The sequence below is a fragment of the Frankia sp. Cppng1_Ct_nod genome, from assembly GCF_920656135.1.
Lineage (GTDB): Bacteria > Actinomycetota > Actinomycetes > Frankiales > Frankiaceae > Protofrankia > Protofrankia meridionalis.
This window is the reverse complement of record NZ_CAKKTK010000059.1, coordinates 17,683-30,610: the sequence shown is the minus strand read 5'-3', so window position 1 is coordinate 30,610 and position 12,928 is coordinate 17,683. Positions and strand designations below refer to the sequence as shown.

Annotated in this window: 11 protein-coding genes; 4 read left to right on the top strand and 7 right to left on the bottom strand. The window is 68.1% G+C overall.

Features of this window, described 5'->3' with window-relative positions; genetic code table 11:
- Together NBW77_RS16125 and NBW77_RS16120 are read right to left on the bottom strand one after the other, a co-directional pair.
- Window positions 1-373: TetR/AcrR family transcriptional regulator (locus tag NBW77_RS16125; RefSeq protein ID WP_250279950.1), on the bottom strand; the 373-nt coding region annotated here is incomplete at its 3' end.
- A gap of 189 nt (window positions 374-562) precedes the next feature.
- A complete protein-coding gene (locus NBW77_RS16120) occupies window positions 563-1,090 on the bottom strand; it encodes a GtrA family protein (protein WP_242605619.1) in 528 nt (175 codons plus the stop codon).
- A 565-nt stretch (window positions 1,091-1,655) separates the two neighbouring features.
- On the opposite strand from NBW77_RS16120, the gene NBW77_RS16115 reads away from it, so the two are divergent.
- Window positions 1,656-2,225 carry a beta-class carbonic anhydrase gene (locus NBW77_RS16115; RefSeq protein ID WP_131745629.1) on the top strand — a complete coding sequence of 190 codons (570 nt, stop codon included), beginning with the start codon at window positions 1,656-1,658 and terminating at the stop codon, window positions 2,223-2,225.
- 10 nt (window positions 2,226-2,235) lie between these two features.
- Here NBW77_RS16115 and NBW77_RS16110 read toward each other — a convergent pair whose 3' ends face one another.
- From NBW77_RS16110 to NBW77_RS16095, 4 genes are all read right to left on the bottom strand, one after another.
- Window positions 2,236-2,373: a hypothetical protein gene (locus tag NBW77_RS16110; RefSeq protein WP_165485855.1), complete on the bottom strand. Its 138-nt coding sequence runs from the start codon at window positions 2,371-2,373 to the stop codon at window positions 2,236-2,238.
- On the bottom strand, window positions 2,370-3,251 hold the full coding sequence (locus NBW77_RS16105; RefSeq protein ID WP_131745630.1) for a TIGR03089 family protein: 882 nt from the start codon (window positions 3,249-3,251) through the stop codon (window positions 2,370-2,372). Before NBW77_RS16105 ends, NBW77_RS16110 begins: the two co-directional genes overlap by 4 nt.
- A gap of 46 nt (window positions 3,252-3,297) precedes the next feature.
- Entirely contained in the window at window positions 3,298-4,893 is a 1,596-nt protein-coding gene (locus NBW77_RS16100) for an LCP family protein (RefSeq protein ID WP_242605620.1), read from the bottom strand.
- Between the two features lie 252 nt (window positions 4,894-5,145).
- Complete coding sequence (locus tag NBW77_RS16095) at window positions 5,146-6,717, bottom strand: LCP family protein (RefSeq protein WP_131745632.1); 1,572 nt, start codon at window positions 6,715-6,717, stop codon at window positions 5,146-5,148.
- A gap of 311 nt (window positions 6,718-7,028) precedes the next feature.
- On the opposite strand from NBW77_RS16095, the gene NBW77_RS16090 reads away from it, so the two are divergent.
- On the top strand, window positions 7,029-8,099 hold the full coding sequence (locus NBW77_RS16090; RefSeq protein WP_250279949.1) for a glucose-1-phosphate thymidylyltransferase: 1,071 nt from the start codon (window positions 7,029-7,031) through the stop codon (window positions 8,097-8,099).
- A 46-nt stretch (window positions 8,100-8,145) separates the two neighbouring features.
- Here the strand turns inward: NBW77_RS16090 and NBW77_RS16085 are convergent, their stop codons facing one another.
- Window positions 8,146-10,068, bottom strand: a complete 1,923-nt coding sequence (locus NBW77_RS16085; protein WP_250279948.1) for a hypothetical protein — start codon at window positions 10,066-10,068, stop codon at window positions 8,146-8,148.
- A gap of 195 nt (window positions 10,069-10,263) precedes the next feature.
- On the opposite strand from NBW77_RS16085, the gene rfbD reads away from it, so the two are divergent.
- Together rfbD and metG are read left to right on the top strand one after the other, a co-directional pair.
- Window positions 10,264-11,154, top strand: a complete 891-nt coding sequence (rfbD, locus tag NBW77_RS16080) for a dTDP-4-dehydrorhamnose reductase (RefSeq protein WP_175324654.1) — start codon at window positions 10,264-10,266, stop codon at window positions 11,152-11,154.
- A complete protein-coding gene (metG, locus tag NBW77_RS16075) occupies window positions 11,151-12,887 on the top strand; it encodes a methionine--tRNA ligase (protein ID WP_131745633.1) in 1,737 nt (578 codons plus the stop codon). The genes rfbD and metG overlap by 4 nt, the downstream gene beginning before the upstream one ends.
- Window positions 12,888-12,928 lie beyond the last annotated feature (41 nt).

The following is a 12,928-nucleotide window of genomic DNA, read 5'->3' as shown; positions in this document are numbered from 1 at the left end:
GGTCGTCACCGATCGCATCTCGGAACGAAGAGAGGAAGGCGAGCATGTCCGTCCGGAACGAGCCGGTGTCAGGAACGGGCATGGACTGTTCGGCGCTCATTGTGATCGCGTCCACGACGAGAGCGAGTTTCGACGGCCAGCGCCGGTAGATCGTGGCCTTGCCCGCTTTTGCTCTGGCGGCCACCCGGTCCATGGTCACGCCGTCGTAGCCGACCTCCGCGAGCAGTTGGAGTGCCGCACGGCGGATCGCCTGGTCTCGCGATTCGTCCCGAGGGCGTCCCCCGGGACGGGTCGTGTCAACCGCGGGTCGCACCACGGCATCCCCCTTGTGGCCTTGGCTCCCGAGGGCCGCCGGCGGCGGGAGAAAAACCATGATTGCTCCACCTTCGACCGGCCGGCTCCAACCCATCGCGTGTCATCCGGTGGCTTCGACGTCCTTCACCTGCTGTCGTCGGCCGCGACGCCGACGGGATGACGCGTGGACTGGTCCCAGAGCGTAGCGCATCCGAGGTCCAGGGGAACGAAATAGTATCGAAACGTCAGTGTTCCGCTACGGGAACGTCTAGACGCGGCCGGCGGGCTCAGGGACGCTGTGATGGCGCTGTGCGTCCGCCGGGGCTTGTACCGCCGCCTTCGGATCATCGGGGTGCAGGAAGACCCACCGCTTGTACGCCCAGAACCGGAAGATGGTGCCGAGCCCGGTACCGACGACGTTTCCGGCCAGATTGAGTGCGAGCACACTGTGCAGGTTCAGAACATCGCTGGCAAACCCGAGGCACCCGAGCGCGATCGCCAGGCCTATGGCGTTGAGGATGGCGAAGAGGGTGTATTCGCGCCGTAGACCGGTGCGTGCCCGGTGGGTGAAGGACCAGTTCCGGTTGCCGATGTAGGCGCAGGTCGCGGCCACGATCGTGGAGACGGTCTTGGCGCTGAGCGGGTCCATACCGACAATCGCATGGCACAGATTGAAGACGAGGACGTCAATGAGGTAGCAGAGGCCTCCGACGACACCGAACTTCGCCATCTCGTGAGCGAGTACCTGCCAGTGCGACCGCTTTGGGTCACTGCCCACCGACGTGATGCTCACCATAGATGATCTTGACCGATTTGTGTCACCGGCTGAGCTTACAGACGGCCTCCACCGACTCATCCGCCACCCCCCAACGGTTCCCTGCGGCCTACGGCAACACAAAAAGCATGATCGAACCACCCTGGGTTCGTCGCATTTCGGCACAGCCGGTAGGCGCGGTCCGGGCCGGCTGGTAGTTGTTCATAGCCGGATACGGACGAGTGAGAACCTCGTGACGCACGATCGTCGGATTGCCCGGTGCGCCGATCCCCTGCGCCAAGTATGCCCCCGGCTTCGTCTGGTGACGCCGAGGTGCGGTTGATTGTCGCGACGCGCGGTCGGTGACGCGGATGGGCCCCGGCGGGTCGAACCACTGGCGGAACCCGCGTGGTCGAGTCATCCTTGTTCCGGTCGGGCACGGTCCGACGCGCCGTGTCCCGGAGTGCTGTCTGCCGGGTCGAGGCAGGCGTCGTGCCGTACCGGCGGGTTACCGCGGCGACGCTGCCGTGCGCGCCGACACGTCTTTCCGCTGTCCGTTGTGTCCACCGTCTGCTGTGTCCACCGCGCCGATGGAGGTTGCGCAATCATGACCATGGTCGACGCTCGCGGTTCATCGCGGGTCACAGGCTCTCACAGCGCCACCGACGCAATGCTGCAGTGCGCCGAGAACTTTGCCGCCGCCCGCCGGACCGGCAGCGAGCCGATTCGGGCCCGCCCGGCCCGCCCGGCCACCGGAGTGGCTGTCCTGGCCTGCATGGACGCTCGGCTGGACGTCAATACCCTGCTCGGTCTCGACGAAGGCGACGCCCATATCCTGCGCAACGCGGGAGGGGTGGTCACCGACGACATGATCCGTTCGCTCGCGGTCAGCCAGCACCAGCTCGGTACCACTGAGATCATCCTGCTTCATCACACCCAGTGCGGGATGATGACCGTCACGGATGACGGATTTCGCGAGCAGCTGTTCGAACGTACGGGGTTCCGCCCGCCCTGGCCCGTCCACGCATTTGGCGATCTTGAGGTGGATGTCCGGACATCCGTTGCGAGGCTTCGTGCCAGCCCGTTCCTGGCCGCCTCGACGTCGGTTCGAGGGTTCATCTACGACGTGGTCAGTGGTGTCCTGCGGGAGGTCGATGCGGGGGCGGAGGTGGCCTGATCAGGTCAGGTCAGGTAGGCCCAGGGCGTGGTAGGCCCAGGGCGTGGTAGGCCCAGCCGACCGTCCGGACACGGCGGCGGGAGTCGATGGCCTGGACCTCGACGAGCAAGGCCGGTGCATGCCCGACGCCGAGTTCCTCCGCGATCACGCCGAGGCTGTCCGGAGGCGACGGGCGCCGGCAGGAGTGCGTTCCTGCGGAGTCGAACCGGGAATCGGTCCGCAGATGGCTGTCACCTGTTCGGAGGCGACCCGGCCGGCAACAAGCGCCTGATCGATGTTTCGACACACCACGACCGATGCTCCGGCGTCCAGGGGGCTCAGGAGCCCGGCCAGCAGACCTTCGGGCGTGTCGTACCCGGCCGTTGTCAGGATGCGGTCGCGACCGGTCAGCTCCCACCTCCGCGAGTAGGAGCCGGCCAGCCGCACCAGGGTTCGTTGGTTCGCTGGTGGCGGTGGTGGCGTGAAGCGGTCGCCGTGGGCGAGGATTTCCGCCGCGAAGTCGAGAACCCCAGGCACCGGCCGGGCGAGCCGACCGTTCATCGGACGCATCGACAGCGCGACGATCTCAGTTCCGTCGCCGGCGGGGAAAGCGGCGTCCAGGGCATCCTCGGCGAGGAACACCGCGGCGGGCGGATCGCCGTCCGCGTCCCGGCCGGACCGGCCGACAATGACGTCGGCGCCCGCGGACCAGGAGGCCAGCAGCACCACCGCGGTCTGCCAGTGTGGCGGCAGATCGACCCGGACCAGGTCACCCGGGTTGATCCCGACTGTGTCCACGAGCAGGTTCGAGGTCTTGGCGACCCAGTTGTCGACGGTGGCCGCCGACAGCTCGGTCCGCTCACCGGTGGCGTCGTCGTAGAAGGTCAGCAGCGGACGCGGCGCGTCCACGCGTACCCGGCGGGCCAGCAGCGCGGCAACACCGTCCGCGCCGCCGGGGGAGTCGAGGGCATCGGATGTCACGGCGGCGAGTGCGGCGTCAAGGACACCGTCGAGGAGGCGCCCCGACGGGGAAGCGTAGGAGCTCATAGATTGCTCACCGTAATTGTTGAGTGGCCAGGTGTGTGGATGGCGGTCACACCGAGCAGGATGTGTCCGCCGGGGGAACCGTGGGGGCCACAGTGGGCGTGGCAGCCGCACCGGCGGGGCCGGTAGCGCTTGATGTTCCCGCGGCGCCCGTCCTTGCGAGAGTGCCCGTTCTGCCTGCGGATGTCGTGCTGGTCATGCCTGCGGGATGGGAGCCTGCCGCGGTGGCCGGTGCGCCGGTTACTCCGGTGAACGAAGCCCCCAGCACCACGACAAGACCGCTGTCGGCCGCCGGGTCCTCGACGGTTCGTGAGCCGGAGATCACGCCGGCGAGGGTGTGCGCGGCAGCTTCCTGCCCGGTCGGGTAACGGATCTCCGTGATGACCTGTCCGGCCGGACCGGTGGTCGGCTTGAGTGATCCGGTGAAGCCCATGGCGCTGAGTTCCGAGGTCGTCTGCGAGGCCAGGCCCGAGCGACCGGTCTTGTTGCGGACCTCGGTGATCGTCACCTGGCTGGGTGGCAGCGTCGGTCGGCCGGTAGCACCGACGCTGACGTCGTCCGCGGTAGCGGGCCGCAGCGGTGCGAGGACCTGCGCGAGCCCGGCCGGGTCGTAGAACAGCACGTCACCGTGTGGGGGTATCTGCCCCTCGTCGTCGACGGCGCCCTCGGATCGCAACGGGACATGGGTCGGGATCGTGATGAACGTCACTTTTGCGCTGCCGAGCCCGCTGAGGCGTTGCGCTATTTTGATCATGCCGCCGTTCTGGGTGAGGCCGTTGTCGACCTTCAGTGATCCACCGACGGCGCCGATCAACTGGGTGATCTTGACGGGGTTGGTGAGCACCCCAACGCTGGTGGCCTTGTCGAGCAGCCTCGACAGGAACTGCTGCTGGCGGGCGACACGGTAGGTCTCGTTCGGCAGGGCGTGGCGGGTGCGGACGAAGGCCAGCGCCTGGTCACCGTTGAGGTGGTTCATGCCGAGCTTTCCGTGCCACTGCGAGAAGGCGTCGTTCAGGTTCGACGTGCCGCCACCCGGCGGTGGCGCGACGCACACGTCCACTCCACCGACGGCGTCCGTCATGGTCTTGAAGCCGGCGAGGTCGATCGAGATGAAATGATCGATCTTGAGGCTGGTCAGGTCCTCCAGTGTGCGGGTGAGCCCCTCGACCCCACCGTACGACAAGACGTTGGTGAGTTTGTCCTTACCGTCCCGGGGCGTCTGGCGGATGCCGGGTGTCACGGTCACGAGGGTGTCCCGGGGAAACGACACCAGGGTGAGGGAACCGTCCGTGCCGAAGTGGGCGATGATCGTGGTGTCGGACCGAACCCCGTCGACCTTGCCGTACTCGCCGTTGGTCCCTGCGCGGCTGTCGTCGCCGAGCAGCAGGATGTTCATCTCACCGGGTCGTTCGGCCGGCCGGTTTCCGCTGGGCGTCCAGGCGACCCCGGTGACCGAGTCGTTGAAGTACCGGTACGCGGCCCATCCGATGGAGCTGACGGTGAGGATCACCAGCGACAGGACACCGGCCGCACCGATCGACAGCGTCCGCAGCGGTGACCGCGTCCGGCGGCTGCGGGGGTTCAGCGGGCGCCGTGGGCTCAGCGCGGGCGGCAGCTCCGGCCGGCGCACAGATCTACCACTCACCGGCTTCCTCAATCCCCCTTGACCGGAGCGAATGTGCGGTGCCTCGTTCAATGAAGCCAGCGCGCCCTTCCCCGATTGGGACGCTTTGCGCTGCTCTGACGTTGCCATGAGGCGAACGAGGTCTCGTCATCGGGTATCGGAAACCACCTCAGGTAGCATCACTGCTACTCACAACGACTGCTGTCGGGTGTATCCGGGCAGGGTTGGATGGGTGACGGCTGCGACCGCCGTCGCAGGAGGCGGGAAGACCGGCTAAAAGGTACAGGCCTCGGTGAGTTCTGTGGCGGTCAGCGGCGTTGCTGTGGCGGTCGGCAACGGTGTCGGTGCCGTACGCGTCGACCCCGTGTTGCCCGGTGCTGTGCCGCCTGCCGCCGAGCCGGCCGTCACGGCCGCCGCGTCAACCCCGTCGAAGTCGGCTCCGACCACCAGCGTGATGGCCGTGCCGAGCGAGGGGTCCTCACGCAGCTGTGCCCCGGGAACCGCCGCGGCCACGGTGCGCGCCGCGGTGAGCGCGTCCGGGTTGTACCGGACCAGCGAAGTGGCCGCACGGCGGTCGGCGGAGCCCTCGGCGCGGGCCCGGAAACCGGCGGCGGCCAGTTCCTTCGCGGTACTGGTCGCGAGCCCGCCGGTCGTGGTGCCGTTGAGAACGTTGACGGTGATCGACGAGGGCGAGACCGCCGGTTGGGCGGACGGACCCGGCGCACCAGGTGTCGGGGAACCCGCGGACGGGCCCGGGGCGGAGCTGCCGTGCCCACGCAACGGCGCCAGGAACGTCTCCAGCTCGGCCGGGTTGTAGAGCTGGACCGAGCCGTAGCGGCCGAGCTCACCGCTGGAGTTCGCGCCGTCGGCCACGGTCGGTTCCCGGACCGGGATGGTCTCGAACCGGATGGTGTCGGAGCTCATCGCGCGTAGCCGGGTCGCGAGGTTGCGCAGGTCGTCGACGGTGGTGGCGTCGTCCACGGTCAGTGCGCCCGTGGCGGCCGCGAGCAGGCCTTCCAACCTGGCCGGATTGGTCAGCACCCCGCTGCTCGTCGCCTTCCGGAACACGGTGCTGATGAACTGCTGCTGGCGGCGGATCCGGTCGAAGTCCCCGTTCGGAAGGCCGTAGCGCTGTCGGACGAAGGACAGCGCCTGCTCACCGTTGAGGTGGTTTTCCCCAATCACACCGTGCCACTGGGAGTACTGGTCATGCAGGTTCGACGTGCTGCCGTTCGGCAACGGTTTGACACATACCGTGACGCCTCCGATGGCATCCGTCATGGCCTTGAAGCCGGCGAGGTCGATCGATACGAAGTGGTCGATTTTGATGTCGGTGAGGCTTTCGATCGTCTTGATGAGCAGTGACGGGCCACCGATGGTGATCGCGGCGTTGAGCTTGTCACGGCCGTGCCCCGGGATGCCCACGAAGGTGTCCCGTGGAAAGGAGACCAACGTGGTGGTCCCGTCGGCATCAAGGTGGGCAAGGATGGTCGTGTCGGAGCGTTCTCCTGCGACGACCCCCTCGCTCTGGTATTCGTTGCCGGTACCTGCCCGGCTGTCGGATCCGACCAGCAGGAAGTTCTCGGTCCCGGGGACGGCGTCGGCGGGCCGGTCGCCACCAAGACCGAGGACCACCCTGTTGATCTGGGCGTCGAAATAGCGGTAGATGACATAACCGCCGGTACTCACCGTGAGGATCGCCAGGGACAACAGGGCTGCAAGCGTGAGGAGCAGTTTGTGGGTCAGGGACCGGCTGCGCGGGGTGTCGGTCGTGCCGAGGCTGCCGGTCGCGTCCTGTTCGGGATCGGTCGACCGGTCCTCGGAGACGCTCGGTGGAGTGATCATCGCACCGTACCCCCCGCCCCCGCCGTGACCCGGTGCCGGTTCACAGGCATGTAGACCATCCGCCCCGGCATCATTGTGTTACCCCGCACGACCGGCGTCATGTGGTGGTACACGTCTGTGGTACCGGTAGCCGAAAATACTCCGAACAGGGGCGGCGCATCCGTTGTGGTATCCCACAGTTCGTGTGAGCCACCGGTCCGTCGGGATGTGACGCCGGGTGGTGGGGCAATGGGAGTCGGCGCCGAACAATGACGTTCGCGAGGTGTGCCTGTGTTTCTGGCGAAGATGGCGTCCACGGTAGGGTTCAGATCATGAAGGCTCTTGTTCTTGCGGGTGGGTCCGGAACGCGGCTGCGCCCAATTACACATACTTCGGCCAAGCAGCTCGTTCCCGTGGCGAACAAGCCGGTCCTCTTCTACGGCCTGGAAGCGATCGCGGATGCGGGTATCACAGATGTCGGGATCATCGTCGGGGAGACCGCGGCGGAGATCGAAGCCGCGGTCGGCGACGGTTCCGCGCTGGGTATAGAGGTCACCTACATTCGCCAGGAGGCACCGCTGGGCCTTGCCCACGCGGTGCTCATCGCCCGTGACTTCCTGACCGACGAGCCGTTCGTGATGTATCTCGGCGACAACCTGATCATCGGTGGTATCTCCGGGCTCGTGGAGGAGTTCCGACGCACGGAGCCGGACGCGCTCATCCTGCTCACGAAGGTGCCCAACCCGTCCTCGTTCGGCGTGGCGGAGCTCGGGCCCCAGGGCCAGATCGTGCGTCTTGTCGAGAAGCCGGCGGACCCGCCGAGCGACCTCGCGCTCGTCGGGGTCTACCTGTTCGGCTCGGCGATCCACGAAGCGGTACGGGCGATCAAACCGTCCGGACGTGGCGAACTGGAGATCACCGAGGCGATCCAGTGGCTCGTCGACGGCGGCCACGAGGTCGCGCCGCACCTGGTCGAGGGGTACTGGAAGGACACCGGACGGCTCGACGACATGTTGGAGACCAACCGCCATCTGCTGGAGTCGGTGGAGCCGGACGTTCGTGGCACGGTCGACGAACACAGCACGATCGTCGGTCGGGTCGTGATCGAGGAGGGCGCGTCGCTGGTGCGGTCCACCGTGCGCGGACCGGCCATCATCGGTCGGGATACGAGGCTCGTCGACTCCTACGTCGGTCCGTTCACCTCGATCTACTATGCGTGCACGATCGAGAGGACCGAGATCGAGTACTCGATCGTGTTGGAACGGGCGACGATCCGGGGGATCGGGCGCATCGAGGACTCGCTGATCGGCCGGGACGTCGAGGTCGTCCCTTCCGACGCGCGCCCGAAGGCACACCGGCTCATGCTCGGCGACCACTCCCGCGTCTCGGTCGCCCCGTCCTGACCGCGCGAGGCCGTCTGCACCGATGGGCACCGACGGGCACCGCGGGTCAGCAGGTTTGCTGGCCCGCGGACCGGCGGGTCGCACGGACCGTCGCGGCGACAGTGGCATAGGCCAGTAGCGGGCAGAGGACGAACACGGCAATGGTCACGCCCTCGGGGAACGGCGCCCAGCGGGCGATCGCAGTGACCACGCTCCCGATGTGCAGCAGGGGCCAGGACTCGCCACGGGGGAGCCAGTAGTACCCGCACACGGTCCACACCGCGACCGCCTGCATGAGCAGCGCGCTGATCAGAACGAGCAGCCCCGCGGAGGTGTCGCGGCCGTTCAACAGCCGGCCGAGCCCGACGGCGACGACGACAGCCAGGCCCACGATGCCCATGTAGAGGTATCTGCCCTGGATCGCGATGGCCCGAGTGTAGATCCCGTAGTCCGAGTAACTGCGTTGACCCACGAGGAGATACGCCAGAAAGATCGGCATCAGTAGCACCAGCGGCTGCCCGGTCATCCCGAGCCGGCCGAACCTGCCGATGCGCTCGGCCGTCGGGGAATCCGTTACCGCCGGGCGGACCGCCGCGATGATGCACCCGGCCACGACAACCGTTGCGACGACGACCGCGACGCCGGAGATCCGCGGCGGTTCGAACATCCCGAGACCGCCCCAGAACCGACTGATGATCGTCCGCCAGAAGTAGTCGTACCACGTGAAGAACGACCTCGGCAGCAGGACCGGCTCGCGCCGCGGCGGTTCCGTCGCCCATCCGTTCGGCTGCACGGCGTGGTACAGGATGTAGTTGCGCACCCACCACCATCCGCCGGCGGCGCAGGCCAACCCGATGGCAAGCAGCGCGGGCCCCCACGGCGGGGTGCGCAGGGCCAGAGCGATCCCGCGCGGACCGCGGGTCCGGCCTGCCATGGCACCTGTTCTCGGCCAGGGGTGTGCAGGCGTTGCGCCGGGCGGCCGGGTCGGGTCGGCGTGCAGCCGGCGGCCGCCGCGCAGCTGTGTCCAACCAGCCAGATATGCGGCAAGAACCATGAGCATCAGGGGCAGGGCCAGTGCCTTGGTGAGGAACGCGACGGCGAGCAGCAGACCGGCCGCTGCCGCTGTCCGCCGCCGCATGTCGCCCCGCAACACCCCGGCGAGCACCACTGTCAGTCCGCCGACCGAAAGCATCAGCAGGCCGTCGTTGTTGAACGTGGCACCGACCCGGGTCAGTCCGGGGACGGCGAGCGGTACCGTCGCGGCGGCCTGCGCCAGCGCTTCGGACAGTCCGATCCGGCGTGCGGCCGCCCAGGCGAGCAGCGGCAGCGGAGCCACAATGATGATGTTCAGTAGGCGCAGGACCCAGACCTGCTTGTCATAGGCCCAGCCGGACGAGCCGGGCAACGCGGCCAGTCCGGCCGCGGCAATCGCGTAGACCAGCGGAGGATGCTGAACCATCTGGTTGGACAGCCGGCCGTCCGTGACCGGTCCGGGACCGCCCAGCGCGTCGAACGACAGGCGTTGCCCGCGAGGGGTGGGACTCATCTCGGCGAACGCCGGTTCGCCGTTGCTCTTGCCACCCGCCTGGAACATCTCGGCGTAACGGCCACGGTCGAAGTCGTCCGAGGTCGCGGTGACACCCTTGGCCATGATCCGTTGGCCGGGCGCCGGCCAGCCGCCGCCGTTTTGCAGGCCGTAGACCACGTCGACGTGCTGGGCCTCGTCGTATCCCGTCCAGGTGGTGTACATGAACGAGTAGGCCAGTAGCAGCGTCACGTGCAGCGCGGTGACCAGCACGATTGCCCGGGGCAGCCGGCCGCGTCCCGGACGCCCCGGACGCTCCGGACGCACGGGACGCGGTACGGCGCCGGCGACGTCATGATCGGTGCCGCGGTGTTCGGAGGAAACGCCGGAGTCCGGGCCTGGCCCGCTCGAAACATCGGCCGCGGGCAGGGCCGGCGCCGCGTCTGCATGGTCGACGATCGCCATCTCCGGAAAACGGTGACAGCCGGCCCCCGTTGGCCAACTGCGCCCGCGGTCAGCAGGGCAACTTCAGCATAGCCCAGTAATGACTACTTTCAGCGATCATTTGGTCGCGGTGTAGCGATTCCATCGCTGTGGGTGCACATCCGACTGGTTCCCCGGTCCGGCGACCCGGTCTGACAGACTTGCCGGGTGCGCGTGATGGTGACAGGAGCAGGCGGTCAGCTCGGGGTGGACCTGTGCCGGCTACTGGAGTCGAACGAAAAGGTTCATGCCTGGGCGGGGTTCACCCGCGCCGAGTTCGACATCACCGACCCGGCCCGGGTCCGGGCCGTCATCCGCGACCAGGCCCGACCCGCGAAGGTCCAGGGCGGCCTGGTGGTCGTGAACACCGCTGCGTGGACCGACGTCGACGGTGCCGAGTCCGATGAGGCGGGCGCCTACGCCGTCAACGCCACCGCTCCGGCACAGCTGGCCGCAGCCTGCGCCGAGGTTGACGCAACCCTGGTGCACATCTCGACCGACTACGTCTTCGACGGCACGGCGGACAAGCCCTACGAGGCGGCCGACCCCACCGGGCCGCGCTCGGGCTACGGGCGGACCAAGCTCGCCGGTGAGCAGGCCGTACTTGCGCTGTGTCCGTCGTCCTATGTCGTTCGGACCGCGTGGGTGTACGGCGCCTCCGGGCGCAACTTCGTCCGGACGATCGCGAAACTCGCGCGTGAGCGCGACACGCTCTCCGTGGTCGACGACCAACGAGGTTCACCGACCTGGTCGGTGGACCTCGCGGCAGGGCTGGTGGAGCTCGCGGCATCCGGCGCCGCGTCCGGCGTCTACCACTGCACCGGTGGCGGCGAGACGACCTGGTTCGGCCTGGCGCGGGCAGTCGTCGACGAACTCGGAATGGACCCGGCGAAGGTGAAGCCGACGACAACGGACGCGTTCCCGCGGCCGGCGGCCCGACCTGCCTATTCGGTCCTGTCGTCCCGGTCGTGGTCCGACGCCGGGCTCGAGCCGCTTCGTCCGTGGCGGGAGGCGCTGGCCGCAGCATTCGCCGAGTCCGGCGACGCCCTGCGGGGTCAGCGTGCATGAGCCGTCCGCGCCGCGATGAAACCCTGTCGAGGATCGTAGGGTCGGGGCGCTACCGTGGAAGCGTGACGACCAAGACCAGTGGGCTGAACGCCGCCGAGGGGCAGGGTAATCCTGTCCTGGTCGCGGTGGCATGGCCGTACGCCAACGGCATGCCCCACCTGGGGCACATCGCCGGTGCCTACCTTCCGGCGGATATCTTCGCCCGTTACCATCGGATGGTCGGCAGCCGAGTACTGATGGTATCCGGCAGTGACGCCCATGGCACCCCGATCACCGTGCGTGCCGACGCCGACGGTGTGTCGCCGGTCGAGATCGTCAACCGTTACCACCCGGAGTTCCTACGTATCTGGGACGATCTCGGGATCAGCTTCGACCTGTTCACCTCGACGATGACAGAGAATCATCATGAGGTTACCCAGGAGGTTTTCACCCGGTTGCGCGACGCGGGCTACATCCTGCCCGAGGAGACCGTCCAGTTCTTCGACCCACAGGCCGGCCGTTTCCTGCCGGACCGGTACGTGGTCGGGACCTGCCCGTTCTGTGCATATGCCGAGGCGCGGGGCGACCAGTGCGAGCACTGCGGCCGCACCCTCGACCCGGACATCCTGCTCGACCCGCGCAGCAAGCTCACCGGCGCGGTCCCGCAGAAGCGGGCCACCACCCACTTCTTCCTGCGGCTGTCCGCGCTCTCCGACGACCTGTTGGCGTGGCTCGAAACCCGCCAGGGCTGGCGCCGGCACGTCATGAACTGGTCGTTGCAGTTCGTGAAGGACGGCCTGCACGACCGGGCGATCACCCGCGACCTGGACTGGGGCGTGCCGCTGCCCACCGATGAACTTGGCCCGGGCAAGCGGATCTACGTCTGGTTCGAGGCGGTCATCGGCTACCTGTCCGCAAGCAAGGAGTGGGCGCAGCGCAGCGGCGACCCGGACGCGTGGCGCGCCTGGTGGGAGAAGCCGGACGCCTCCAGCTACTACTTCGTCGGCAAGGACAACATCCCGTTTCACACGGTGATCTGGCCGGCGATGCTGATCGGCTATGGCGGGCTCAACCTGCCCACCGACGTCCCGGCGAACCAGTACGTGACGTTCGGCGGGGCCAAGGCGTCGAAGTCCGCCGGGGTGGGGCGGGGTGTCCGCGAGTACCTCGACCGGCTCCAGCCGGACGCGCTGCGTTACGCCCTTGCGACGGTGCTGCCCGAACAGAACGACACCGAGATTACCGACGCGGACATCATCCGGCGGATCAACGACGAGCTGATCGCGAACTGGGGCAACCTGGTCAACCGGGTGATGGCCCAGATCGGTAAGCGGTTCGACGGGCGCCTGCCCGAGAGCGGCGAGCTCGACGGCGTGCACGCGGAGCTGATCGCGTCGGTGGACGCGGGCCTTGCCAGGGTGGGCGAGCTGATCGGACGGGTGGAGCTGCGGGCGGCGTTGCGGGCCGCGATGGACATCTCCGGCGAGGTGAACGCCTACCTGTACCGCGAGGAGCCGTGGAAGACGGTCAAGGTCGACCCCGACCGGGCCGGACGCAGTCTCGCCGTTTCCGTCCAGGCGATCTCCGGGATCACGACCGCGCTCGCGCCGTTCCTGCCGTTCACCTCGGCCCGGCTGGCGGAGGTGCTCGGCATCAGCCTGGACGGGTGGGAGCGTCAGCCCGTGCCGGCGGGTCGCGCCCTGCCCTGGCCCGGCGCGCTGTTCACCAAGCTCGAGACCGACGCCCTGGGGTGATGGCGGCGGTGCCGCGGGTTACCCGGCCCACCGTCCCAGGG

What these genes read in the sequence shown, in the direction of transcription:
- NBW77_RS16120 (WP_242605619.1), bottom strand. Translation starts at nt 1,090, where the DNA reads ATGGTGAGCATCACGTCGGTGGGCAGTGACCCAAAGCGGTCGCACTGG.
- NBW77_RS16115 (WP_131745629.1), top strand. Translation starts at nt 1,656, where the DNA reads ATGACCATGGTCGACGCTCGCGGTTCATCGCGGGTCACAGGCTCTCAC.
- NBW77_RS16105 (WP_131745630.1), bottom strand. Translation starts at nt 3,251, where the DNA reads ATGAGCTCCTACGCTTCCCCGTCGGGGCGCCTCCTCGACGGTGTCCTT.
- NBW77_RS16095 (WP_131745632.1), bottom strand. Translation starts at nt 6,717, where the DNA reads ATGATCACTCCACCGAGCGTCTCCGAGGACCGGTCGACCGATCCCGAA.
- NBW77_RS16090 (WP_250279949.1), top strand. Translation starts at nt 7,029, where the DNA reads ATGAAGGCTCTTGTTCTTGCGGGTGGGTCCGGAACGCGGCTGCGCCCA.
- NBW77_RS16085 (WP_250279948.1), bottom strand. Translation starts at nt 10,068, where the DNA reads ATGGCGATCGTCGACCATGCAGACGCGGCGCCGGCCCTGCCCGCGGCC.
- rfbD (WP_175324654.1), top strand. Translation starts at nt 10,264, where the DNA reads ATGGTGACAGGAGCAGGCGGTCAGCTCGGGGTGGACCTGTGCCGGCTA.
- metG (WP_131745633.1), top strand. Translation starts at nt 11,151, where the DNA reads ATGAGCCGTCCGCGCCGCGATGAAACCCTGTCGAGGATCGTAGGGTCG.